19 protein-coding genes and 1 riboswitch are annotated in these 24,140 nt (G+C 41.3%); of the genes, 6 read left to right on the forward strand and 13 right to left on the reverse strand.

Features of this window, described 5'->3' with window-relative positions; genetic code table 11:
* Window positions 1–371: 371 nt before the first annotated feature.
* Together thrC and GPK60_RS05140 are read right to left on the reverse strand one after the other, a co-directional pair.
* Window positions 372–1,862, reverse strand: a complete 1,491-nt coding sequence (thrC, locus tag GPK60_RS05135; protein ID WP_215659014.1) for a threonine synthase — start codon at window positions 1,860–1,862, stop codon at window positions 372–374.
* Between the two features lie 195 nt (window positions 1,863–2,057).
* Window positions 2,058–2,915: a cell wall hydrolase gene (locus tag GPK60_RS05140; protein WP_147631236.1), complete on the reverse strand. Its 858-nt coding sequence runs from the start codon at window positions 2,913–2,915 to the stop codon at window positions 2,058–2,060.
* Window positions 2,916–3,307: 392 nt separating this feature from the next.
* Window positions 3,308–3,383, forward strand: a riboswitch (Fluoride riboswitch).
* A gap of 136 nt (window positions 3,384–3,519) precedes the next feature.
* On the opposite strand from GPK60_RS05140, the gene GPK60_RS05145 reads away from it, so the two are divergent.
* A complete protein-coding gene (locus tag GPK60_RS05145) occupies window positions 3,520–4,731 on the forward strand; it encodes a cation:proton antiporter (RefSeq protein ID WP_215659015.1) in 1,212 nt (403 codons plus the stop codon).
* Window positions 4,732–4,735: 4 nt separating this feature from the next.
* Here the strand turns inward: GPK60_RS05145 and GPK60_RS05150 are convergent, their stop codons facing one another.
* From GPK60_RS05150 to GPK60_RS05165, 4 genes are all read right to left on the reverse strand, one after another.
* Window positions 4,736–5,176 carry a helix-turn-helix transcriptional regulator gene (locus GPK60_RS05150; RefSeq protein WP_243860756.1) on the reverse strand — a complete coding sequence of 147 codons (441 nt, stop codon included), beginning with the start codon at window positions 5,174–5,176 and terminating at the stop codon, window positions 4,736–4,738.
* 128 nt (window positions 5,177–5,304) lie between these two features.
* Window positions 5,305–5,490, reverse strand: coding sequence for a hypothetical protein (locus GPK60_RS05155; protein ID WP_173897805.1), 186 nt, complete (start codon window positions 5,488–5,490; stop codon window positions 5,305–5,307).
* A gap of 2 nt (window positions 5,491–5,492) precedes the next feature.
* Complete coding sequence (locus GPK60_RS05160; protein WP_173896243.1) at window positions 5,493–5,768, reverse strand: hypothetical protein; 276 nt, start codon at window positions 5,766–5,768, stop codon at window positions 5,493–5,495.
* A 67-nt stretch (window positions 5,769–5,835) separates the two neighbouring features.
* Complete coding sequence (locus GPK60_RS05165) at window positions 5,836–10,182, reverse strand: NB-ARC domain-containing protein (RefSeq protein ID WP_215659016.1); 4,347 nt, start codon at window positions 10,180–10,182, stop codon at window positions 5,836–5,838.
* A gap of 194 nt (window positions 10,183–10,376) precedes the next feature.
* Here GPK60_RS05165 and GPK60_RS05170 point away from each other — a divergent pair, with 194 nt between their 5' ends.
* The 3 genes from GPK60_RS05170 to GPK60_RS05180 all read left to right on the forward strand — a co-directional run bounded on the left by GPK60_RS05170 (window position 10,377) and on the right by GPK60_RS05180 (window position 12,527).
* Complete coding sequence (locus GPK60_RS05170) at window positions 10,377–11,654, forward strand: hypothetical protein (RefSeq protein WP_215659017.1); 1,278 nt, start codon at window positions 10,377–10,379, stop codon at window positions 11,652–11,654.
* A gap of 430 nt (window positions 11,655–12,084) precedes the next feature.
* Window positions 12,085–12,288 (forward strand): type II toxin-antitoxin system RelE/ParE family toxin, encoded by a 204-nt coding sequence (locus GPK60_RS05175; RefSeq protein WP_346727723.1) that lies wholly within the window; start codon window positions 12,085–12,087, stop codon window positions 12,286–12,288.
* Window positions 12,270–12,527 carry a helix-turn-helix transcriptional regulator gene (locus tag GPK60_RS05180; RefSeq protein WP_252191302.1) on the forward strand — a complete coding sequence of 86 codons (258 nt, stop codon included), beginning with the start codon at window positions 12,270–12,272 and terminating at the stop codon, window positions 12,525–12,527. Before GPK60_RS05175 ends, GPK60_RS05180 begins: the two co-directional genes overlap by 19 nt.
* A gap of 159 nt (window positions 12,528–12,686) precedes the next feature.
* Here GPK60_RS05180 and GPK60_RS05185 read toward each other — a convergent pair whose 3' ends face one another.
* From GPK60_RS05185 to GPK60_RS05195, 3 genes are all read right to left on the reverse strand, one after another.
* Window positions 12,687–13,904, reverse strand: a complete 1,218-nt coding sequence (locus GPK60_RS05185) for a GTPase (RefSeq protein WP_215659019.1) — start codon at window positions 13,902–13,904, stop codon at window positions 12,687–12,689.
* 165 nt (window positions 13,905–14,069) lie between these two features.
* Window positions 14,070–14,426 (reverse strand): hypothetical protein, encoded by a 357-nt coding sequence (locus tag GPK60_RS05190; protein WP_173898979.1) that lies wholly within the window; start codon window positions 14,424–14,426, stop codon window positions 14,070–14,072.
* Window positions 14,427–14,450: 24 nt separating this feature from the next.
* Window positions 14,451–14,927, reverse strand: coding sequence for an HNH endonuclease (locus GPK60_RS05195; RefSeq protein WP_173898971.1), 477 nt, complete (start codon window positions 14,925–14,927; stop codon window positions 14,451–14,453).
* A gap of 482 nt (window positions 14,928–15,409) precedes the next feature.
* On the opposite strand from GPK60_RS05195, the gene GPK60_RS05200 reads away from it, so the two are divergent.
* Entirely contained in the window at window positions 15,410–15,694 is a 285-nt protein-coding gene (locus GPK60_RS05200; protein WP_215659020.1) for a hypothetical protein, read from the forward strand.
* A gap of 39 nt (window positions 15,695–15,733) precedes the next feature.
* Entirely contained in the window at window positions 15,734–16,009 is a 276-nt protein-coding gene (locus GPK60_RS05205) for a hypothetical protein (RefSeq protein ID WP_215659021.1), read from the forward strand.
* Between the two features lie 1,126 nt (window positions 16,010–17,135).
* Here the strand turns inward: GPK60_RS05205 and GPK60_RS05210 are convergent.
* The 4 genes from GPK60_RS05210 to GPK60_RS05225 form a co-directional block, all read right to left on the reverse strand.
* Complete coding sequence (locus GPK60_RS05210; protein ID WP_215659022.1) at window positions 17,136–18,821, reverse strand: Na/Pi cotransporter family protein; 1,686 nt, start codon at window positions 18,819–18,821, stop codon at window positions 17,136–17,138.
* A 416-nt stretch (window positions 18,822–19,237) separates the two neighbouring features.
* Entirely contained in the window at window positions 19,238–20,383 is a 1,146-nt protein-coding gene (gene fucO, locus GPK60_RS05215) for a lactaldehyde reductase (RefSeq protein ID WP_215659023.1), read from the reverse strand.
* 221 nt (window positions 20,384–20,604) lie between these two features.
* Entirely contained in the window at window positions 20,605–21,165 is a 561-nt protein-coding gene (locus GPK60_RS05220) for a TetR-like C-terminal domain-containing protein (RefSeq protein WP_215659024.1), read from the reverse strand.
* 37 nt (window positions 21,166–21,202) lie between these two features.
* Window positions 21,203–23,632: an Ig-like domain-containing protein gene (locus GPK60_RS05225; protein WP_215659025.1), complete on the reverse strand. Its 2,430-nt coding sequence runs from the start codon at window positions 23,630–23,632 to the stop codon at window positions 21,203–21,205.
* Window positions 23,633–24,140 lie beyond the last annotated feature (508 nt).

The following is a 24,140-nucleotide window of genomic DNA, read 5'->3' on the forward strand; positions in this document are numbered from 1 at the left end:
TTTGATACCTAATTTTCAACCTGTATAAAATTTTCAATGTTCTTCAATTTAGCCTTGACTTTTTATTTGCAGGCTTAATAGTTTTTGTGTTCATCTTGGTATCATGATACCTGTGAATTGCTCCGTTATAAAGTAACTTCCATCTGATATATTATACATAGTATAATATGCCGCCGCAACGCCCGCTTTCTTAAACTTTATTTAATTTCTTATTGCATTCTTCAGAAACCACAGCTTCCCGGATACGCAAAAACAGGAGATGGAACATGGAAAAACAGCGCTCCTTCTCCTGCTTTGGTTTTAAAATATGATGTTATGTTTCAAAGATGTCCTGCCATTACTTCATGCTTTATAGCTTCAGATCCGGCATCTCAGATATTTAAGAACTGTTTTACGATCTTTGGCATATCCTCTGTCTCTACCACATTCTTGTGAAGAACCGGTGCGGTACGGATCTCTTCGATCGCCTGCGGAACTTTCACACCGGACAGTTCGCTCAGTGCGTCTACCAGTTCGAAGTCACCCATGCCTTTGTACTTTTCTGCATCAATGGCATCCATAACACTTCTGGTGAATTTATACGGACTTGCTGTGGATGCGATCACGGTCTTGGTCTGATCACCGGTCTCTGCCACATACTTGCGGTATACTCTGGAAGCAACAGCGGTATGTGTGTCCATAATATAACCTGTTTTTTTGTAAACTTCTGCGATTTCTTCGGCAGTTTCTTTTTCATTTGCATAGTTGCCGTAGAAATCTTTCAGCTGAGCTTTCATCTCATCTGTAATCTCATATTTGCCTTCTGCTGCCAGATTCTGCATCAGAGTTACATCTTTTGCTGCATCTGCACCTGCGATCTTGTAGATCAGACGCTCCAGGTTGCTGGAGATCAGGATATCCATGGACGGAGATGTTGTCAGAATAAACTCACGATTTCTGTCATACGTTCCGGTGCGGAAGAAATCATAGAGAACCTTGTTGTCGTTGGAAGCACAGATCAGCTTGTCGATCGGCACACCCATGTTCTTTGCATAGTAGGCTGCCAGAATATTTCCGAAGTTTCCGGTAGGTACTACGACATTGATCTTTTCTCCCTTTGCCACTTCACCGTTTGCATACATTTTTGCATAAGCATATACATAGTAAACAACCTGCGGAACCAGTCTTCCGATATTGATGGAGTTTGCGGAAGAGAACTGATATCCTGCCTTATCCATCTGTGCTGCCAGTTCTTTGTCACCAAACATTTTTTTCACGCCTGTCTGTGCATCATCAAAATTGCCATGGATCCCTACTACAAAAGTATTGGCACCTTTCTGTGTTACCATCTGCTTTTCCTGGATCGGGCTTACGCCGTTTTTCGGATAGAATACAATGATCTTTGTTCCAGGTACATCTGCAAATCCCGCAAGTGCTGCTTTTCCGGTATCTCCGGATGTTGCTGTGAGGATCACGATCTCATTCTTCACCTGATTTTTCTTTGCGGATGTGGTCAGAAGATGCGGCAGAATGGACAATGCCATATCCTTAAAAGCAATCGTCTTTCCGTGGAACAGTTCCAGATAATAAGCCTCATCTTTTTTTACAAGCGGAGCGATCTCCTTTGTATCGAATTTCTCATCGTATGCTTTTGCGATGCAGTCTTTCAGTTCCTCTTCCGTAAAATCGGTAAGAAACTGACGCATAACTTCATATGCAGTCTCCTGGTAGCTCATCCCTGCAAGGGTGTCCATATCTGCTTCCAGTGCCGGAAGACTCTCCGGTACAAACAGACCGCCATCATCTGCCAGTCCTTTCAGGATTGCCTGGGATGCAGTTACTTCGACATCGTTGCTTCTGGTACTTTTGTATAAAAGATTCATAACAGCCGTCCTTTCCTTCAAACGCCATATTTTGCGATAAACTTTACGGGAGTCACCTTACATCTGATGCAGTCTCTCCACGCTTAATTCCAGATTATAACATACCTTTTTTCACTGTGCAAGAGCAAAGGAACGAAGTTGAGAAAAACCGGAGACACTTCTTACCATGCCCCCGGTTTTTTCTCATGCAGCGGATCATTCATCCGCAAAACAGAAAAATTCGTGTCCGCCATATTCAAACATCTGCACCAGATTCTGGTCAAACCAGACCATATTCTGGGCTTCCGCACTGGCACGTGCTGCAAAGAACAGTGCCCCCTGCGAATAATCTTCCCCGGCCAATGCCCGGTCTACCGCCTCGATCGTATCATCCGTGATCGAGACCGTATAGATCCTGCCGTCGTCGGTAGGGGAAAACTGCGGCGAACCGCCCGCCGTCTGCCAGACAACATCGTAGATCGTATCTGGAAATCTGGAATCCTTTACACGATTGAGCACGACATTGGCGATCAGGATCTTACTTTTGATGTCTCCCCCTGTCGCCTCCGCTTCTACGATCTGAAGAAGTGTGTAATAATCATTCCCATCCATCTGATTTTCCAGCACTTTCTGCTGTGCATAATAGCCGATGCTTCCGATGTTTTTTGCACACTCCTCCACGTACTTCTGGTAGAGGGCATTTTTTCTGATTCGTGATGTTCCGGCAAGGATCTCCTGATTCGCCGTCTCAAGATCAACGCCATCCGCTGCCTGCGAGTACGCTTCCAGCTTGTTTACGCTGGCAACAATTCCCATCAAACCTGCCTGAAGCTCCTCTTCCTTCACATCCTCACCCTCACCTGCTTCTTCTGCATTTCGGGAGGCTTTTACAGCATATACCTGATTCTTTCCTCCTCCGGTAAAACTGCCCGCTGTAAAAACCAATACAGCCACCACAACTGTACCTGTCATAAGAACTGCACAGTTGCGATAAATCTGTTTGCTGAGTGTACGTGAAAAACATACCTTAAAAAAACCACAGATATTATCTAAGATCACTCCCAGCAGCCACATAATGCCATTCCTCCTTCCGCAGTTGATGTACCTGCATTATAAGTGAAGAATTTGTTACATGTCAAGGTAAATGTTACAGATTCGTTACATTTTACAACATATTTTTTTCAGTCACATACAATTTTATGAGATGTTTCCATAATTTTATCACATTTCAAACATTATTTGTTGCAATATGTATAACCTGTTTTCTTGATTTTTGTCATTTTACCCAAGTAAATTTTCGGCATTTTTCAACTTTTGAACAATAGATGTTTCATTTTCGTTTACTCAATTGTTGATTATGTCATTTTAACATTTTTGAAATATTTGTAATATTTTGTAGTTATCCACATTTTCCTCTGAGCAGCTTATTCACTTTCTCCTTTACAAACAAATTCTTCCATTATATAATGACTGCCGGGAATGAGGTTCTCCCTGGTTTTTAACCAAACCGCTTGTATATAAGCTGATGACTTCTGCGATTTCGCAGGATCACCAGCTTTTTTTATGCGAGCAACAAGCCAAAATCCGTGCTTGCACGAGACCTTGGCGACTGCCGCGATAACTTGAGAAACCCGCAAAGCGTGTTTCTCATAGTTTCATTATAATAAAGGAGGTCTTTATGTTAACATCACTTGCACTCATTTTTCTGACCGGCCTGCTCCTGGCATCTCTTTTTGAGAAGCTGAAGCTGCCCCGTATCATCGGTATGCTGCTTGCCGGCATTTTGCTTGGTCCGTATGTGCTGAACCTGCTGGATGATTCCGTATTATCCATATCATCCGATCTGCGGCAGATAGCACTGATCATTATCCTGATCAAGGCCGGGCTTTCTCTGAATCTTTCTGACCTGAAAAAGGTCGGTCGTCCTGCGATTCTGATGTCCTTTGTTCCCGCCACATTCGAGATCATCGGATATGTTCTGCTGGCACCGACTTTGCTCGGCATTTCCAAAATCGAGGCAGCAGTCATGGGATCTGTGCTCGCTGCCGTTTCCCCTGCCGTCGTCATCCCGCGTATGGTCCAGCTCATGGAAACAAATTATGGCACCGAAAAAAGTATACCCCAGCTCATTATGGCCGGGGCATCCTGTGATGATATTTTTGTCATTGTACTGTTTTCTACATTTTCGAGCATGGCTCAGGGCGGTTCTGCAAACATCATAGATTTCGTAAACATTCCGGTATCCATCCTGCTTGGCATTGTGATCGGTGCCATCATTGGTTATCTGCTCGCCCTGTTTTTTGAAACCTGCCACAGACAGGGGCATAGCATCCGCAGCAGTCTGAAAGTCCTGATCCTGCTCAGCCTTGCTTTTCTCTGCATGGCACTGGAGAACCGCCTCAAAGGAATCGTTGCCATTTCCGGACTTCTTGCCGTTGTCAGTATGGCATGCGTGGTAAAGCTGAAAAGTCCCATCGATGTCACCAATCGTCTGTCACTGAAGTTTGGCAAGCTCTGGATCGCTGCCGAGATCCTGCTCTTTGTACTGGTCGGTGCCGCTGTAGACATCCGCTATACGATGCAGGCCGGAATCGCCGCAGTCGCCATGATCCTGCTGGCTCTTGTTTTCCGTGCCGTCGGTGTCTGCCTGTGCATGACAAAAACTTCACTGAATTTCAAAGAACGTCTTTTCTGCGTGATCGCCTATCTTCCAAAAGCAACCGTTCAGGCTGCGATCGGTTCCGTCCCGCTTTCCATGGGACTTGCCTGCGGACAGATCGTGCTCTCTGTCGCAGTGCTGGCGATCCTGATCACCGCACCGCTTGGAGCGATCGGTATTGACCGCACCTACAAAAAGCTGCTTGTCCGAGAAAAACAAGTTCATTTCTGAAACATTATTCTTTTTTCAGAAGCCAGATACCGATGACAATCCCTGCGACTGCAAGAACGGTGACACCAAGCATCGGCAACTCTGTCAAATAATACAGGGAATTCGTATAGCTGCTGCCTTCCGTTGCAAACATCCATCCCTGATATAGTTTGGCAAACAAAGGAAGCAAAAGAGTCAGGATCACACCTGCCGCAAGGCACAGAATCCCGCTCTTTCGCTTCCTTCTTTTTTGTTCCTTCTCTTTTGGAACTCTTTCTTTTCCTATTAATATATAATCCGTCGTCACTTCATACAAATTGCTCATCGCAATGATATTATCCAGATCCGGAGCAGTCTGTCCATTTTCCCACTTTGATACCGCCTGTCTGGAAACCTGGAGCCTCTCTGCCAGCTGCTCCTGAGAAAAATGGTGTTCCTTTCGAAGTCTCTGCAAACGTTCTGCCATCGTCATATCCATCCCTCGCTTTCGTTTTTCTTCATCATACCAGCCATGAAGAAAAATAGCCAGCATAAAGCAGTTGCGAAACGGCAACTTACGGTTGCAGAGGAGAAAAACTACATTATAATCCGCTTTCAGCTTCCAAGAAATGACTTGATCAGTGCAACCGGAATCAAAATCCAACCAAGTATAATCCCAACTATCAATCTGTTGAGAAACAAATCATTCCACGTTCCGATCCTGATCTTATTTGCATAGATCGTCACTCCGCATGCCCAATAACCAGCTATACAATACGCTAATAGCAAAACTCCAGCCATTTTCACATACTCCTTTCTTCTGTATCTTCTTTCTGGTTTTCATAAACTCTGCAGATTTTATACCCGTTCTGTCCTCTGTCATACAGAAGCATCCGATCGTCCCTGCCCTTCTTTCGTTCTTCTTCCAGAACGCTTCGGATCGTCTCCAGATCCCTCTGGATCGTCCGTTCTGTCACCTGATAGTGACATGCCTCCTCTTTTTTGTTCAGAATGTCACCATATGACAGTCTCACAAACAGGCTCAGAACTCGGGTATTTCTGCTTTTCTTTTCTCCCATGCTATCCTCCTTCCATATGATCTGATGGCAGTGTAGCATGTTTTCTTTCAGGCGTTGTGAAAATGATTTAATCTTCTCTTTTGAACTCAATCTCTCCATGGCAGTAGGTGTCCACAAACCACGTAAACTCTCTGCGAAAGTCTGTCGTTTTGTTTCCGTTCCAGAAATCTTTCATTTCATCATACTGAAGATAATCCATGATATCTGACAGGCGGTCGATCTGCTCTTCTGTCACGTTCTGATGAAGTGCCGCTTCAAATGTTTTATATAAAAGTTCCCATTCTCCTGCAAAGTATACATCCAGACTGTCAAAAAACGGTGCATCCTGCTGATCTTCCAAGGATACGACTGCCGCCATGATATAAAATACAAACGCTTCTTTCTGCTGTCCGATCTCTGCCAGAATATCCGCATAATCTCCCAGATCCCTCGAAAAATAATATTTTCTCGTTTCTTCATCATAATTTGGCCAGGCATCTTCCGGTTTTGGAGTCTGATATTCATGCAAAGTCCGTTGGTATGCTTTCTGAATGATCTGAAGTACATTCTGAAATTGTTTCTGTCTGCCCGCACACCTTGCACGATCCTCTGCAAACCATTTATATTGCTTATAGTCCGGCTCTGCCCCTTCTTTTTGCATCCTCTGAAATAAAAGTTCCATCTGCTGATAACACTTCTCTTCCATCGGATCTTCTTTTCTGTCACGATAACTTCTTGCTGCATCTTCCCAGATTTCTAACTGTTTTTCTGTTTTCTGACCTTTGACATCCGTTTTTGCCACCAGAAAATAATCGCATTTCTTCTGCAATTTTTCTGCCCTTTCATCCAGCACACTGTATTTTTCCCGATAACAGGATGCAAGTATTTTATATCCGAGACTTCGCAGATAGGCATCCTGATTTTTCACCTGTTTCTGCCGTTTCAGAGCTGCAAAAGCATCCCACATCGCTTCTTTTTTATGATTTCCCGCAAGCTCCAGATAACAACGGCTGCGATATAAAAATGCCCTGATTTCCTGTGCGGCAAATTTTTCTTTCCCCTTCGTCTGCTTCAGAATATAATCCAGAAAAACAAGATTATCTTCCGCATCCATCCACGATGTCCGATGCTGCATATAGGCAAATGCCTGCTCAATCCTTTTCTCCTCTGTTTTTTCACGTCCCAGTCGTTCCAGCAGATATGCCCGGTTCTCTTCAAAAATACGATAATCATCCGAAATATGCTGCCAGCATGTTTCACACTGTTTCCAGTAATCCTCTCTCCTTTTTTTATCTGTTTCCAGCTGATACAGTCGATACATTCCTGCAAGCCGACAGAACCAGTCATGATCATCCTCCTGTTCTTCTTTCGAAGTATAGTACTGCACCAGTTCCATCGCATAACGGCGTGCTTCATCCGTCTGTCCACGTTCTCTTAGAAACTGTATCAAACGGCAGCAAATGCCTCCATCATATTGAAACCATTCCTCTCGCTTCCGTTCAGCCTCCAGAATCCGTTTCCAGCAGTTTGCTGCCTCTTCCATCTCTTTTAAACGCACCCGGTTCTCTGCAATTTGCTCCAGTGCCCGCACATAGGAAATTTCATCCTGGTCATAAGCTTTTACATAACACTCGATTGCCTGGAAATATTCCCCTTTCTTTTCCAGTTCTTCTGCAACCTCCGAAAATCCCGGCATCTCTCCAAACACAATCTCTTCGTTTTCTTCTGAAATTTCCTCATTCTTTGTCAGTTCTGCTGCTTTTTCCCGATAGAAATGAGCACGTCTTTGATCCCCGTAATATTCCTTACGAACATCCATTTCAAACTCATCTACCCTGAAAAATTCTGCCATTTCCTTATACAGTCCGGCTTTTTCCTTTTTATCCATCTCAGCCTGATCCAGATACTGTTCTGCTTTATCCATAAAATGCACTGCCACTTTCAGCAACTGATGATAAACTTCCTCATTTTCTTTTTCCTGCGGCGGAAACAAAATCAGATCATCTTCCAGTGCATCATTCACTTCCAGTGCCAGATCGATCATACTTTTCCCAAGAATCCCTACATCTTCTGTATCACTCTGGATTTCCCTCTCCGCCTTGCCGGCAAGTTCATAAATCTGATTCTGAAACTCTTGCAGATACCGGTTTTCATCAAAATCTTCTTCCATCATTCTGTCTATGAGATCATCTTTTTTACCCACCTTTCGAATCTGAAGAAGATAAATCCGGAACAGCAATGCATGGCACTCTTTTTCCTGTCCGAACCGACAGATCTTTTCTGCCTGTTTCAGATAATGCATTTCATTGCGGATATGCCCACAATACGCCACACAAAGCCGGGAATAGGCAAGATTTTCTCCTGAAATCCGCTCCATGAAATATTTTAAAAACTGCCACCTTACTCCATCCAATGCAGACGATTCCAGATCCTTTCTGGCATAAGCCGTCATTTTTTCTGTGATCGCCGGACAGCTTTCCGCAGTCGGCTTTGAATCATGATAGACCAGATCCAGAATGATCTGATGAAGAGAAATCTTATCTGTTTTTTTGTTATGTTCTACCCAGCCCAATCGAATCAGTTTATCCAGAGCCTCTTTTGCACCCGCAAGCGGCACATAGGAAAGGAACGTCTCTCTGGCGATCCGCACATAGCCAAGCAGCGAAAGGCTTTGCATTAGTTCCAGCTGAACATTCGAAAATCCGGACAGATCAAACAGAGCTTGCAGATGCTCCTGCACTTTTTGGTTTTGCATTTTTCTGTCTTTTCGATGTTTCACTGAGACTTCTTCCGTTCCGGTGATACCTTCTATCATTCGCATCTTTTCCAAAAGCACATACGGCTCTTCTTCTGCCTCACGCAAATATTTGGCAATCAATTCTACTGTCATTGTGTGATATTCTACCAGTTTCAGTATTTCCCGGATCTCTCCTCTTTCTTCCTCTTCATAACTTCTCGGATTGTATACGGCAAACAATGCCTCCACGTCATTGATATTTTCCATCTGCTGCACATCGATCTGGCAGAAATCATAATCCCGGAAATCTTCTCTGGTCGTGATCAGAAAACGGCAGGGACATTCCAAGAATCGCTCCAGATTTTCATCCTCTTCCACATCAAAGTTGTCCAGAATGATCAGATCATCTTTCGTGGTCTGCTCTTTTAGAATTTTAAGTTTCCGCTCAAAATATTCCTCTTCTGTCTCCAGACCCTCTTCACTCTGCTCCCGGTGAACGTTATGGATATGGATGTCTTCCCCGCAGACAGTCTGTACGATACTTCCCTGATATGGCACAAACACGATGGTTCGATATTCTTCCCCATAAAGGTAAGCATAACGTTTCGCCAGCTCTGTTTTTCCGATTCCGCCCATTCCCGACAAAAACAGAACCTGCTGCCCGGAAGAAAATATCGTCTCGATCTGCCGCAGCTCATTTTCCCTGCCAACAAAATTTGCATTATTGTAAACAAAACCGTAATATAAAAACACTCTTTCTACATCCGACTCCCGGATCAGTTTTTCCAAAATTTCAAGCACTTCATCCACAGACGCATAACGTCGTCGAACCGTTGCCGCCAGCGTCCGGTGAAAAAACTCCTGCATCAGCCGGAACAGCACCGGCTGATAGCGTGCATCCTTCCATTTCATGCCCGAAAAATCATATATCGCACCCACCGCACTGTCCATAGCATTCGGCGTTCTTCCAAAAAGCTTATTAAAAGCGATCGCCCCGATCGCATAAACATCAGTCGCTTCACAGATTTTGCTGCATTTTCCACGCACCAGTTCCGGTGCCGCATAACCGTCCGACACAGAAAATGTCCAACCATTTGGCTGTGTCTGTATTTTTTCTTTTCTCACCATAGAATCAAAATCAAATAAAACCATCTGCTCTTTTGTTTCCGGGATCAGCAGCACATTTTCCGGTTTGATATCAAGATATAACATCCCGCAGTCATGGTATTTTTTCACAATCCTGGCAAGCGTCCGCAGATGCAGAAACAACGACTGCAGATTCTCATCCGCCTCGCTTCGATAATCCCTGCCCTCGATCTCCGTCATGACCACATAGCAGGTATTGTGATATTCATAAATATTTGTTGCATTTGCGGTGGAGTTCACAAGTCCGAGCGTTGTTTTCAATGCCGTATTTTTCCGGTAAGCTTCCAGAAACTTCTGCTTTTCTGTAAGAAACGTCTGCTCACAGGACAAATCCGGTGTCAGATTTTCCTCGGCATCCCGCTCTATTTCCAGGCGGTACGGATAACATTCTTTTATTTTAACCAGATGTCTTTCACCGATCCGGTCTCTGTAAAATCCATTGTATACAATACAGCTTCCGCCACGCCCGATCTCCTCCGCAATGACATAACGGTGTTCTTCCCCAAAAACAAGCTCCCATCCCTGTGGCAGCGGTTTTCTTTTATCAAACATCCTCTCACCTCAATTTTTTCTTTTCTGCCGCAGCAATTTTGTCACTTTCCAGTCACAAATGGGAAATTTCTCTCACATTGGCTGTAAATTTCAACTATTTTCCACTCTTTTCTCCAACATTTGTCTTTTTTATAGTATAATCTATCTATAAGGCAGGACGCAAGAACCTGCATTCACAGAAGGAGGATTTTACTATGACAAAGGATCATCTGAATCTTTCAACAGGCAATGCCCAGGATAGCCTGTTTTCCATCGATGACTGTAATGAAGCTTATCAATATTTACAGAATTCGGCAAACTTTGTCTCTTTCCATACAGGACTCACAACTTTGATGCAGCGATGCGGATATACCGGCTCCAGCGAAGATGTCGAAGAAAAAACGGCATATCTCCTGCAGAAACTTGCCGCTATCCATGTAAAGATCACGGAAATCACAGTCCGTGACTGGTTTTCCGGCAAACGCCGCCCATCCCTCGACTCCAGAAGCCGCAAACTCGTCTATGAAATCTGCTTTGCCCTTGGTGCTTCTTTTGAGCTTGTACAGGAATTTTTCCGTCAGGTTTACTTCAGCCGCAGCTTCAACTGTCATACCATAAAAGAGGCCGTTTATTACTATTGCCTCCATCAGAACCATTCTTACGATCATGCTCTCGAGCTTTACGAAACCATCAAAGCCATGCCGGAAACGGCAAAATCCAAAGATTCCGATCCCGTCTATACCGATCAGATCCGAAATGCTCTCGACAACTGCCGCAGCGACGAAGAATTTCTCGCCTACTTTTCCAGAAATAAATCCATCTTTGACCGCTGGAACCAGAGAGCACTCTTTTATATCGAAGAATTTGTCCTTCAGATCAGGGGAACAAACAAAGATATCGAGCGAATCGAAATCTTCAAGAAAATCGGCACGATTCCGGACGCAAAAACATTGGCCACGCCTCCGGCTTCCGGGCTGATCACCCAGGAATTTTTCATGCAGGCTCGTCATTTAGGTCTCAAGTGGAAGTACCGAAAGCAAAATATTACTTCCATTGATTTTATGCTGGAATTTATAATTGATCCCATAGAACCTGTAAACAAAAAAGCTAAGCTTCCGGATATCGTAAAATTAAATTTTCCATCCAAAAAGACCTTTTCCAAAATCTTAAACCGCAGCCAGTCCGAGACGAGCACCTCTTACGATTCCATCCGCAAGTGTCTGATCCTGTTAAAGTTTTACCATTTCTGGGTCACACTGGAACTGATGATGGATTCCGGCAATGCTGCCGAAGATTCACAAACCGAATACGCTGATTATTTCGATGACTTCTGCGAAGAAATGGCTCAGCTGCTCGAAGAATGTGGCTACGAAGAACTCTATGAACGAAATCCTTACGATTGGATCTTTCTGTGGGCATCCACAACAGAACATCCGCTTGAAAGCTTCCGCAGGATGATGAAAACAATTGATTTTGACAACTCAGAGCGTTGAAAAGCTACGGAAAAATTATGAATGTGCAAAGGAACGAATTCCCCGAAGGCACGTAAAAGTGCCTTCTTGGGAATTGTTCCTTTTGCACATTGCCAAACATTCTCAGCATGCCAAAAATCTCTGAAGTAATAATATTTCACATACTACATATAGTCAAAAACACCTTCCTGTTCATTCTTGTCTCCTCCTTGGTTTTATTTTGTATCATCAAGGTAACATAAATGAACGGAAGGTGCGTGAAAGTGATTTTTACTGTGAGCATTATATCTTTCATCCTTGCTCATACTTTAGGTAATACCGAGTCCTTTACCATATTCCGCAAATTCCTTCCATATGTATTTGAGTATTTACAAAATCTTTTTAATCAACAGGCAACAAGGTCTTTGTATTGCCATCTAAAGTTAGCATCAACACTCTTGATTTATTGGAAATGAACGGTCCACTGTTGAGAGAACCTTATTCAAAACCATTAGAAAATGGGATATTTGAGCTTCGTATCAAACAAGGATCAGACATTACACGAGTACTGTATTTCTTTATCATAGGCAAGAAAGCAGTACTTACAAATGGATTCGTTAAAAAATCTCAGAAAACACCAAAAACAGAAAAAGAGCATTGCAGAATCCAGAGGTAAAAGCGGAGTATGATGCACTTCAGCCGGAATATGATATTATTCAGACAATGATCGATGCAAGAGTGCAGCAGAATATGACACAAAAAGATTTATCAGCCAGAATAGGAATTACACAGGCAGATATAAGCCGAACTGAGAATGGAACGCGAAATCCCAGTTTAAACATGGTAAAAAAACTCGCCCAGGGATTGGGGATGCAGCTAAAACTTGAATTTATTCCAAAGCCTGTCAAAAAATAGTTTCCGAAAATGGCCGATGAAATGGAGATGCTTGTCAAGGATACTTTGACGAGTTAATTTGTAAAAGTATAAAACTCTAACAATGGGGAGGTTCCCCTCCCCATAAAATTTTTTCTTAAAACTTACACAAAAAACTTGACAAACCCTAAAATTATTTATTTAGAAGCTCTGTTTTCGTTTTTTCGTCAATTCTTCTTTGAACATTTTAGAAATAGCTTTCTGACCATTCTGATCATATAAATCCTCTTTTTTTAATTCTCCTTTATAAATCATCTCCATAAATTTAATATATGCTTCCCCTAACGCTGTTGTCAAAAGACTTGCTGTTGATCCAGATATCATTCCACCAACACCTGTTCCAACTCCCGGTATTAATTTAAACAAATTGGATACCATAGATTTTCCAAGAATAGTAGTTCCTGCTGTACCAATCGTAGAAGATATAAAACTCATTATAACGCTTTTACTGATACTCATACCAAAATTTGTTGTAATAGAAGCTATCATCGTTATTTGAGTAGGAATTAACACTGCTGCATCAGAAAAAGGAATCGGTATAAATCCTTCCCCAAAAGCTACTGCAGATGCTGCTGATACAACAGCTCGTGAACGCTTTTTTTTAGATTTCAACGATGCTTTTTGTACATTCTGCAGTGTATCTTGAAGTTCTTCCGGCAATGCTTCACTCATTATATCAACCAATTGATCTAATCCATATGCCTTTGCCACATACTCGCCATCAAAATCCATATCTTGAGCCAGAACAGGAATAACTTTAATTATATCAAGATTTTCTTTTTCAACTAAAGTTTGCATTTGCTTTCCCTTGGTTTTCGGGCACGCCTGTGTAAGTACAACAATAATAGGAACTTTCGTAACTTTATTTTTTTCTATCAACTCTTTAAGCCAGTTTATTTCTGTTTGGTCAAAGGTTCTGTTTCCACCAACATTGATGCAATACCATATACAATGAATAGCATTATTAATATCTCCTGTTGCCAATCCTTTATGTATTAGTTCAATAATCTCTTCTTTCACCTTCGCCTGCTGTCCTTCTGATAATTCAAAACCTGGAGTATCATAAATTGCCATAGGATAATCTTTCTTTTCAATTTTCCTGATTTCAGTTGTTATAGGTCTTCCCAATCCTGTCTCCGCAATTTTATCTCGAAATAAACTGTTGATAAGTGTACTTTTTCCAACCCCAGATTTTCCAACAACAATAATATTCAGCTTCTTAAGATTTTTTAATTTCTCATTTATGGCATCCATACATTTCTTGGCTATTTCATCTGTATTAACTTCCATCCATTTCTCCTTGTATATTGTGTTTTTCCTATTTTTTATCAACTCTGTTTTTTCAGCATCTATTAGCATCTCTTTTTATTTTTATTTTTAATGTTTTTCTTATATAACTTTCCCGTGAGCTTTTTCATCAGCTTAGGAATGGTAATACATGCGATTATAAAAAGAGCAATGTTAGTAATAATGTAAATGGCAATTCTTTTCACTTTCATTTTTACTTATCTCCTTTAGTTTTTTCTACAATAATCCTTCGTCAAATTCTTTTGCCAACAACCATCCCATTGCTTCTGTTATACCTGCTGCTGTTGTTGCATTAATAGCATTTCCTATTCCCGGAATCCAACCTACCAACACCTGCGAGGCCGTTCTTCCAACTGTTGCTGCCGCCACTGAAGCTAATGCGGCTTTTGCTGACGCTTCACTTAAAGATTTTCCAAAAACTCTTCCTAACGAAATAGTCATAGTAAGCTGAATCGGAGTAATAACTGCATTATCACTTCCTGGAATTTGTGCCAATCCCGCACCAACACCTCCCGCTGCCACACTTGCTGTATGTATGATTGTATGACATTCTTTCTTCTGTTTTGCATTCATATTGTTTATCCTCCTAGTATATGTTTATTTTATAATTCCTCTTTTTTTTGCTTCTTTTTTTACCCAGGACATTAATGGTTTTAACTCTTCTTCATTTGCACCCAGTAATTTTTTTATATCACTATCATCACGTTTTTTCATATCCTCACGGATCCAATTCATGGTGTTTTTCGTTTCTTGTTTTAAGTATACCGAGCGTTGATATTCCCCATATGTTTGCTTTCTATGTTTTAAATCTGCTTTCGTATTGTCGGTTTTATTTCCTTTTGAGCGATTACAATGCACGCACAAACATTGTAAATTTCTCGGATCATCAATTCCCCCTTTGCTCCGTGGTAAAATATGGTCAATATCAACATCTCCTTTTCTGAGCTTTCTTCCGCAATGTGCACATGTATACCAACCATAATTTGAAATATTGGTATCTAAGCCTATTTGTCTTGATCTTTTATAATTTGTCTCCGTGTTTCCTCGCTCATCATTTCTCTTAAAAAGTGGCATTATCTTTGATCTCCTCCATTTCTCATTTTTCTTGTAACAGGACATTTATTTATATACAATATATCATTCATTTTGTCTTTTTACAAGATATTTTGTGGTAATTATACAAATTACAAATTATTTCTTCTGTGCAACCAGCAAATATTTCAAATTTAGTATCTATACCACTTAAAATATTCCTCCTCTCTCTTTATATTTTTTTGCTTTGTTGTATCCCTAAGATAACATAGTCAAAATAAGTGCATGTGAAAATGATTTTTTCTTGATATTCCTCTCAATTTTCGCACATATATTTATATGTATGAAACCATCGTACTCTAGTAATAAAACTTGCCAACTCTATTTTTCAAACACTCTCTATTTAAATCACTCTTTATTTTTTTAATATTCTTCTAAAATTTTCTTGACACAAACAATTATACAGTTTATAATATTTATCGAATAATTATCTAATTATTATTTAAAAAGAAGGAGGATTAATTTTGAAATCTAAGATGAATCAAAAGCAAAAATTAATGGCGTATGTTCTAAGTACAGATGCTGATTTAAATAGTAACAAAAATATTACTCAAAAAAAAATCGGAGAACTTTTTAATGTTTCTCAATCTACGATTGCACACTCTATAAAGGAAACAAGATTACAGCTCCGAATCCATGAATTAGAAAAAGAATTGTCACAAGCTAAAAGTGACGTTATAGAAATGAAAGAAGTTAAACAACTAGGAATTCCTGACTTTATTGAGCCAGAATATAAGCAGAAGCCTTGATTTTTTCTAAAATTAATAAGAAAGGAGAGTTTTTTAATAATGTATCTAATTGATGATTTCGACAACGAATACAACGATTCATCAAATAATCTATTTGATGAAAATATGTTTATAAATTACGATATAGAAAAAGAAAATATGTTGTCTACACTCTATGATTTTTATGATGAAGATGAGTTAAATATTGATGAAAATTCCTCATATGAAGAAATAAAAGAACAATTCGACAAAATGATGGATATAATTGATGAAATAAATGATGATTTCTATCCTAACGGAAGAGACTACGATTCAGAAAACGAAGATTGGGGTTAGAATATAATTTTAACGAAGAGGTAATTTTCCTCACTATGGTAACCGAACATTTTTATTATAAGTCAACTTATCAAAGCATTCTTGTTAAGATCTTCATTTCGGGTTTGTCAAGTTTTTTGTATAAGTTTTAAGAAAAAATTTTATGGGGAGTGGAACCTCCCCGTTGTTAGAGTTTTATATTTTTACAAATTAACTCGTCAAAGTGTCCTTGACAAGCATCTCCATTTCATCATTTAAAGCTCTGGATTCCTGATAAGCACAGATCAGACACTTATAAATCGTCTAATTCTTTCGGCTTCTTCTTCCTGATCTGACGCATCCAGTGCCTGTAAACAGTGATGATTTTCCCATTTCTTATATAATTCTTCCATCACCCCTCCGTTTTCATATTTTTTGACCCTTACCTAGCTTTTTCATCCATGGAAAGTTGACTCCTAGCCATCCCCCCAGTTATTCATCGGACGTTCATTCCATTTCCTGTGCAGTTCCGAAACACGGAAGGCTCAGCAATCTCATCAGAGCGTTTTCACTTGGAAATGCTCCTTTTTAAGTATAACATTCTTTCTATAAACATCATCAAATTATTATTTGACATTTTTTTCTAAAACAGATACCTTTTTTCCTTTCATTGAAATAATCAAATCAATCTTTAATCATTTTATAACATTTATAATTTATTTGTATCTTTTTTTTGCATTATGTATCTTTTATGATATAATAAATATGCTACCATTCCAAGACAGGTAGAGGAAGGGGGTGCATCATTATGGATTTATATTCGTCTTTCCTTCTTTCTGTTATGGCAAGTATTATCGCTTATTATATTTGCAAATGGCTGGACAGAAAGAAATAGTCGGTAGTCAGCCTTGGATTTAAGCCATCCATTCCAAAAGGCATAAAAACCCCCGGTGCTGGCACACCGGGGGTTTTTTGTTGCCTAGTATCTATACAGAAGATACCTTGGCAGGTTCCATTGGGGTATCATTCACCATGGATTTTTCATCTTTCTTTCATCGCTATTATAGCATATGCCTTCTGGCCTTTCAAGTATATTTCTTTTTATTATTTTTTATTCACAAAATATTTTTTTATTTCTCTTAACTTTTTTCTCCTGTTTTTCTTTCCTTTATGCTACGGTCTCCAGATAGGTCTGACCTGTTTTGCCCTGCACGGCATCTACGATATTGATACAGCAGTTGCCCATTCGGTCAATATGGTGGATAATGCGGTTGTATGGCTCGGTAAGTTTTGCTTTGCATTTTCCTTCACCGACACGTTCTACATGGGATTTTCGCATCTTGATACCAAGATCGAGGATCTTTTCTTTCTGTTGCAGAATATCTTTTGCAGCCTCCGTATTTCCGGTCGCCATCATCTGAACGGCTTTCGTAAACATTTCCTGGATCAGCTGCAGGCTGTGCCGCATATCACGCATGGCATCTTTGGAATATTTATATTTTTTCTCCTCTTTATCTTTCAGGGAGAGACAGACTTCTCTGCAAAGGGCACTCATACGATCCACATCACTTAAAATATACATGATACCTGCTGTCTGGTTTGCCTGCTCCTCGGTCAGTCCGCCGGATGCAAACAATTCGGAGAGGTATTCGGTGATTCGTTCGTAAAGTTTTCTGGTATCTTCGGAGTTCTGGATCACTGCTTTTATTTTCTCGCTGTCACTTTCTGTGGATACTGCAATCAATTCTTTTAAGTTATCGCTAACCAGCTCGATACATCTTGCCACTTCTTTTACGACCAGCTGAAGTGCTGCGGTCGGCTGTGAAACCAGTTTGGAATCCAGAAACTGCGGTTCTGCGTTGCTGTAGACTTTTTTCTGTCCGTCCGGAATGATTTTCATAACGATCTTGACCATCAGCCAGATCAGCGGTACCCAGATGACCGTCATGGTAATATTAAACAGGGTATGTGCATTTGCAATCTGTCTGGAAATAACTGCAATCTCCGGTCCTTTGGGAGAGATGTACTGGATCAGGGCTGCGTATGGTTTTACAAACCAGATAAACAGAAAACATCCGGAAATGTTGAAAATGCAGTGTGCAAGTGCGGTTCGTTTTGCATCTTTGGTCTGTCCGATACTTGCAAGCAGAGCTGTAATCGTGGTTCCGATGTTATCACCAAGCAGAATCGGGATTGCTCCGACAAGACCCAGGATACTGCTGACGCCGTCCGGTCCAGGCTGTTCTGCAAAGTTCTGTAATACTGCGATCGTGGCACTGCTGCTCTGTACGACAAGTGTCATCAGGGTTCCTACGGCTACACCAAGAACCGGAATATGAGAAACCTGTTCGATCATGTCTGTAAATATCGGGCTGGATGCCAACGGTTTCATGACGCTTCCCATCGTCTCGATTCCAAGGAACAGAAGGCCAAATGCAAAAATGGTTTGTCCGATGTTTTTTGCACGTTCGGATTTTACTACAAAACTAATGATAAATCCGATAAAAATAATTGCATAAATATAATCACTTAACTTAAAGGCAATGATCTGTGCCGTCATCGTCGTTCCGATGTTGGCTCCGAGGATGATGGAGATTGCCTGCGGCAGATTCATCAGTCCTGCACTTACAAAACCGATCGCCATAACGGTTGTCGCACTGCTGCTCTGCAGAACGGCGGTTGTCAGTGCTCCTGCCAGAACGCCAAGGATTGGATTCTTGGTAAGCAATGCCAGAATCCGTTTCATTTTTTCGCCTGCTGCCTTCTGAAGGCAGTCGCTCATCATATTCATTCCGAAAATGAACACTGCCAGACCACCGAGCAATCCAAATATTACCTCTAATGTACTGTTCATGATTTCTCCTTCTTCGCTTTACATACGTTTTTCATTTCAGATTCGTTCTTTATTCTGGATGCAACACATTTTTTCAGAGGCTTGGAACTTTCGCCCCGCACCCCCTGCATCACCAAAGCATCTACAGTATAACGATGCAATGTAAAGTCCACGACAGTGTAATGTAAAATCTGTGTAAAGTCTCGTAAGGACAAAGCCACTGTTCTTCAAAATTTTTCTTATCAAGTTTATGTAAAACAGGCAATGGTATGCTTCTGTATGCATCAAAAAGATCACATGCCAAAATGTTTTTATACATTTCAGTATGTGATCTTTAAGGTATATATATCTTATTTCAAGTCGAACACACGTGAGATTTGGCAGGCAATTCTGGTCAGCTTTGCTGACATTCACCTACTTTGCAGCAATATCTGTTTTTACATAATTTTGCGGAACAGATCTTTCAGGTCTTCTACGCTTGCATCTTTGGGATTGCCCGGTGCACAGGCATCTGCATGAGCAGATTCTGCCAGGAAATCAAGGTCTTCTTCTTTGATTGCTTCCAGTTTTGTCGGGATTCCGACATCAACAGAAAGTTTTCTTACGGCATCGATTGCTGCTTTTCTGTATTCTTCTACGGACATATCATCAACACCTTTGACTCCCATCGCACGTGCGATCTCACGGTATTTCCCGCCTGTGCAGTCCTGATTGTATTCCATAACGATCGGCAGCATCATTGCACATGCAACACCGTGCGGTGTATCATAAACAGCACCTAAGGTATGTGCCATGGAGTGTGCGATTCCAAGTCCTACGTTTGAGAATCCCATGCCGGCGATGTACTGGCCAAGTGCCATGCCTTCGCGGCCTTCTTTTTTGTTTTCTACTGCATCTCTTAAAGAAGCGGAGATCAGTTTGATCGCTTCCAGATGGAACATATCGGTCATTTCCCATGCAGCTTTTGTAGTATATCCTTCGATTGCATGTGTCAGGGCATCCATACCGGTCGAAGCAGTCAGTCCTTTCGGCATGGAGGACATCATTTCCGGATCGATCACTGCGATGATCGGCATATCGTGCGGGTCTACGCAGACAAACTTACGTTTACGCTCTACATCGGTGATAACATAGTTGATCGTAACTTCTGCTGCTGTTCCGGCTGTGGTTGGTACCGCAATGATCGGTACACATGGGTTTTTGGTCGGTGCAGTTCCTTCCAGACTTCTGACATCTTCAAATTCCGGATTGGCAATGATGATACCGATTGCTTTTGCAGTATCCATGGAAGAACCGCCGCCGATGGCGATGATATAATCTGCTTTGGAATCTTTAAATGCCTGAACACCATGTTTTACATTGTCGATGGTCGGGTTCGGCTTGATATCAGAATAGAGCTGGTATGCAAGTCCGGCTTTTTCCAGCCGATCTGTTACTTTTGAAGTAACGTTGAATTTAACCAGATCCGGATCAGAGCATACAAATGCTTTCTGAAAACCGTGTGCCTGTGCTTCGTTTACGATCTCTGCAATCGCACCTGCACCATGAAAAGAGGTTCCGTTTAAGTTGATTCTGTTTGCCATAGTTATTACATCCCTTCTGTAAAATTTTAACGTTTCCGGCAATGATTTTGCTGTATCTATGTAGCTGTGCATCATCATTCCGTTTCACTTTGTTATTATCTTAACACTTTTGCACAAAAAGAAAAGTGACAAAACAGACTAAATGTAACATTTATCAAAAATACTTTGCAACGAAATCACAGGCAGATAGCTGCCTGTCAGAATCCGAGACAATCTATTGTTTACCTGACCATATCCAGTTTCTCAAACAGTTCTTTTAGTTTTACCGGCATCGCTTCTACCATCAGTTCTGCCAGTCCTTCTGGTGCGGCCATCTTTTTCCCAAGCACCCATTTTACGGTCATATAGACAGAACTTCTGCAATACATTTCCAGCAGATCATGCATCTCTTCTTTCATTTTACATCCGATTTTTTCCTGGATCAGATTTTCATAAAATGCCAGAATCAGTTCAAAATCATGTTCCCTCAGAGAATTCTGTTCATCATAGCAGAACGCTGCAGCAAAAAACTGTTTCTCCTGCTCAATGTAGGTAAATTTCCGCACAAGTGCATCGTAAACACTTGTTTCTCTTCCCATATGCTCAAACGACTGATCCAGGATTTTTCCAAAATACCAGTTGATAAGGTCAAATTTATCCAGAAAATTGCGATAAAAGGTCTGTCTGGTCAGACCACATTTTTCTGCCAGCTGCTTTACTGTGATCGCATCCACTTTGGAAGTCTTCATACATTCCTTCATGGCTTCTGCTAATTTATACTTGGTTTTTTCGTTTTTCTCCATCTCCATTCCCTCGTCTTCGAATACTGAGGTGGCGGCTTTATCTGTTTTTTACTTTTCTGACTGCAGACCATGCACCGAATTTTTTCGTTCCGTTTATCTTCTGATAAGCCCGTATCCTCACATAGCATCCTTTTTTGTTTTTTAATTTCTTATTCTTTACGACGAGTTTTTTCGTATTTTTCGTTATGTACTTTGTTGTTATTGCACCTTTGTTTTTCTTTGCTTTTCCTGAAGTCGGATAGACTTTGATCTGATATCCGGAAGCTTTTGCCACTTTTCTGGCAAGCGTTATGGTCACTGTCGGGGACGTCTTTTTCTTTTTCGCACTTTTGATCTTCGCTTTTCCGACTTTTATACTGCTTTGTGTATCCGGCTTTCTGTCAGGCGTCTTTTCATCATCCTTTCCGGTTGCCGTTTCCGCCTTTTTCTGCACCACTGTAACTTTGCAGTTTGCTGTGATATTTCCCGCCTCGCTTACCGCTGTGATCACAGCAGTTCCTATAGTATGTGCTGTAATTTCTCCACATTCATTGACGGTTGCGACTGCCGGATTTGTGCTTGTAAAATAAATTCTCTTATTTCTGGCATCTTCCGGATGTATGATCGCTGTCAGTTTTTCCGTGCTTCCCGGCGTCAGCTCCATACTGTCCTTATCAAATAAAATCTGCTGCGGTTCTTCCTTTCCATCTGAAGAAAGATATGCTTTTTCATATACCGTTCTGTAAGTATAGGAGGCATCTTTTCCATCCCGGTCATTCAGATGCTCATAAGTGATCTCATAGACGCCGCCCACTTTAAAAGCAATGGAATTGTCCGCATATGAGATCAGCGTACCATTGACCTGATATGCCTGAGAATCCAGAAGATTCGCCGGATCAATTTTCCAGACTGCTCCACTGTTCAGACATCTGACCGTCACTGTCGTATCTGACGTCGGTTTCAGTCCATTGTAAAACTGGCATGTCCACATTCCGGACGGTGCAAAACCACTCTCTGAAATGGTAACTCCTTTTGCCGGCCATGCCACAACTTCTGCATCATAATCCTGTGTTCCTGTCATTTTGTGGCATCCCTGCTGCAATGTATTTCCTACACCGATGTATTCCCATGACGGATTCAGCAGATTATAGCGATGTCCTCTGCTATAATATTGCCCGGTTCCATAACTGTCGTCCAGGGCATTGCTGATACTTCCAATGATGTTTGTGCTGAGAATGCCGCACATAAACAGATTTTCTCCGGAACCGCTCTGGCACTTTGCATAGTATTCATCGCTTAATCCGTCCAGTTGAGGCGGAAAATGCGGATTTGGATTGCTGATCTTGTTTTTGGACAGATACACCGTATAGGTTGATTTGCACTGTGCATCTGCGGATAACTCTTCTGAATACTCCAATGGATTCAGTCCACCGCCTGCACGGATCGCATTCAGAAAATCCACTGCCCCTTTTGCAATTCCTTCGCTTAATTTTCCTCCTTCTATTGTATCCAGAGAATCATAGGACGGTTCTACTTCATAATAAGATTTTTCTGCATTAAATTCTTCTACTGATTTTGCATAATAATCTCTCGCCTGTTTCAGCTGCTGCTTTTCCTGTGCCGTGTACGCTACAGGATTCCATTCTGCCAGCAATTCCTTATTGACAAATCCATTGATTACCCAGTACTGGCTCTTGTCGCTTCCTTTTGGATAATACATGAGTCCTATCGTATTTCCATTTTTACAGGTATAATTTTTCCCTTTTTCTGCAAATTCCAGCGGATTTGGATAGCGATATTCCGGAAAACTGATCAGGCTGCTTCCCATCAGCTGATAGCAGGCACTCTGCCCAGTATCATTACAATAATCATATACCGTGCTGTAATTATCTGCAAGCTGTGCCCCGACATTAAACAATTGTTCGTCAAAACAGGTCGGCGTGTCATATCCATGCAAATAAGATACTGCATTCCACATCTCTGCCGCATGTTTATTGAGATTTCGGTTATTTTCCGTCAGATTTGCCCCAAATCTTTCGTAGGCATCCGAATGATACTTTGTATAATAAATCACACCATATAAATTATCATCATAATCTGTGGCTTCATAACCCAGGCGTACATAATGGTCTACCTTATCTCCATAATTATACACATTCGTCTCAAATCCCGGGCTGACGCTTCCATAGCAGACGATCACACCATCCGCATCTGTCTCCAGATACAGATAGTCACTGTACTTATCCCCGTAAAACGTATAAGCATATCCGCCCCAGTAAGATGGCGTTGTAAGCTTTGGTTTCCCAAACAGCTTTTCTACCTCTGCGATCTTCATGCCACTGTTTACCGTTTTTCCTCCTACTGTGATCAGTCTGCCTTCTATATTTGCTGCAGCACTTACAGTCACAGACATTGCAGGAACAAACGTCATGATCAGAAGCAGCACTGCCATAACAAGACATCCCGTTTTCTTTCGCAAATTTTTCATTTTGCTCTCCTCCTTTTGCCAAATATCCGCTATTGTGAAGCTTATTAAAAATTATAGCATCTGCCGGTTATTTCTTCAATAGACAGGTTTGCAAAATACCATGAAATAGTTTCTCCGAAAGGTCATTCTATCATGTCTGAGATCCTGACCGCCCGCAGCGAATCTTCATAGATCTTTTGTACTTTCAGGAATGCTTTATGCACGCTGCAGTAGTCTGTGGCATTCCTAGAACAAAATCCATCTTCTTCCAAGCATCGGTTTATTTTCATCGTGACTTCTGTTGATGATATGATATCAAACAGAGAAATGTTTTCCGGATTTTCAGAAAGCAGATATCCGCCTTTGATCCCTTCACAGGCTGTGATGATATTTGCGTCTTTTAATCTTTTTGTGATCTTTGGAATATAACTTTCCGGTATTGTGAACTACCATTGTCTAAAGCCAATGGGCTTCCTGCTTCGCAGACCTCGTAACCTACTATCTCCACAGGCGTTCATTCGGGCAGTCC

Origin of the sequence: Ruminococcus sp. MCC718 (assembly GCF_018783905.1) — a bacterium.
Classification (GTDB): Bacteria; Bacillota; Clostridia; order Lachnospirales; family Lachnospiraceae; genus Hominisplanchenecus; species Hominisplanchenecus faecis.

Bases quoted from the DNA above. Each gene is read 5' to 3' on its own strand.
- GPK60_RS05185 (WP_215659019.1), bottom strand. From the start codon at position 13,904: ATGCTAATAGATGCTGAAAAAACAGAGTTGATAAAAAATAGGAAAAAC.
- GPK60_RS05155 (WP_173897805.1), bottom strand. From the start codon at position 5,490: ATGGCTGGAGTTTTGCTATTAGCGTATTGTATAGCTGGTTATTGGGCA.
- GPK60_RS05175 (WP_346727723.1), top strand. From the start codon at position 12,085: ATGAACGGTCCACTGTTGAGAGAACCTTATTCAAAACCATTAGAAAAT.
- GPK60_RS05165 (WP_215659016.1), bottom strand. From the start codon at position 10,182: ATGTTTGATAAAAGAAAACCGCTGCCACAGGGATGGGAGCTTGTTTTT.
- GPK60_RS05205 (WP_215659021.1), top strand. From the start codon at position 15,734: ATGTATCTAATTGATGATTTCGACAACGAATACAACGATTCATCAAAT.
- GPK60_RS05160 (WP_173896243.1), bottom strand. From the start codon at position 5,768: ATGGGAGAAAAGAAAAGCAGAAATACCCGAGTTCTGAGCCTGTTTGTG.
- fucO (WP_215659023.1), bottom strand. From the start codon at position 20,383: ATGGCAAACAGAATCAACTTAAACGGAACCTCTTTTCATGGTGCAGGT.
- GPK60_RS05210 (WP_215659022.1), bottom strand. From the start codon at position 18,821: ATGAACAGTACATTAGAGGTAATATTTGGATTGCTCGGTGGTCTGGCA.
- thrC (WP_215659014.1), bottom strand. From the start codon at position 1,862: ATGAATCTTTTATACAAAAGTACCAGAAGCAACGATGTCGAAGTAACT.
- GPK60_RS05170 (WP_215659017.1), top strand. From the start codon at position 10,377: ATGACAAAGGATCATCTGAATCTTTCAACAGGCAATGCCCAGGATAGC.
- GPK60_RS05195 (WP_173898971.1), bottom strand. From the start codon at position 14,927: ATGCCACTTTTTAAGAGAAATGATGAGCGAGGAAACACGGAGACAAAT.
- GPK60_RS05225 (WP_215659025.1), bottom strand. From the start codon at position 23,632: ATGAAAAATTTGCGAAAGAAAACGGGATGTCTTGTTATGGCAGTGCTG.
- GPK60_RS05145 (WP_215659015.1), top strand. From the start codon at position 3,520: ATGTTAACATCACTTGCACTCATTTTTCTGACCGGCCTGCTCCTGGCA.
- GPK60_RS05150 (WP_243860756.1), bottom strand. From the start codon at position 5,176: ATGGCAGAACGTTTGCAGAGACTTCGAAAGGAACACCATTTTTCTCAG.
- GPK60_RS05140 (WP_147631236.1), bottom strand. From the start codon at position 2,915: ATGTGGCTGCTGGGAGTGATCTTAGATAATATCTGTGGTTTTTTTAAG.
- GPK60_RS05220 (WP_215659024.1), bottom strand. From the start codon at position 21,165: ATGGAGAAAAACGAAAAAACCAAGTATAAATTAGCAGAAGCCATGAAG.
- GPK60_RS05190 (WP_173898979.1), bottom strand. From the start codon at position 14,426: ATGAATGCAAAACAGAAGAAAGAATGTCATACAATCATACATACAGCA.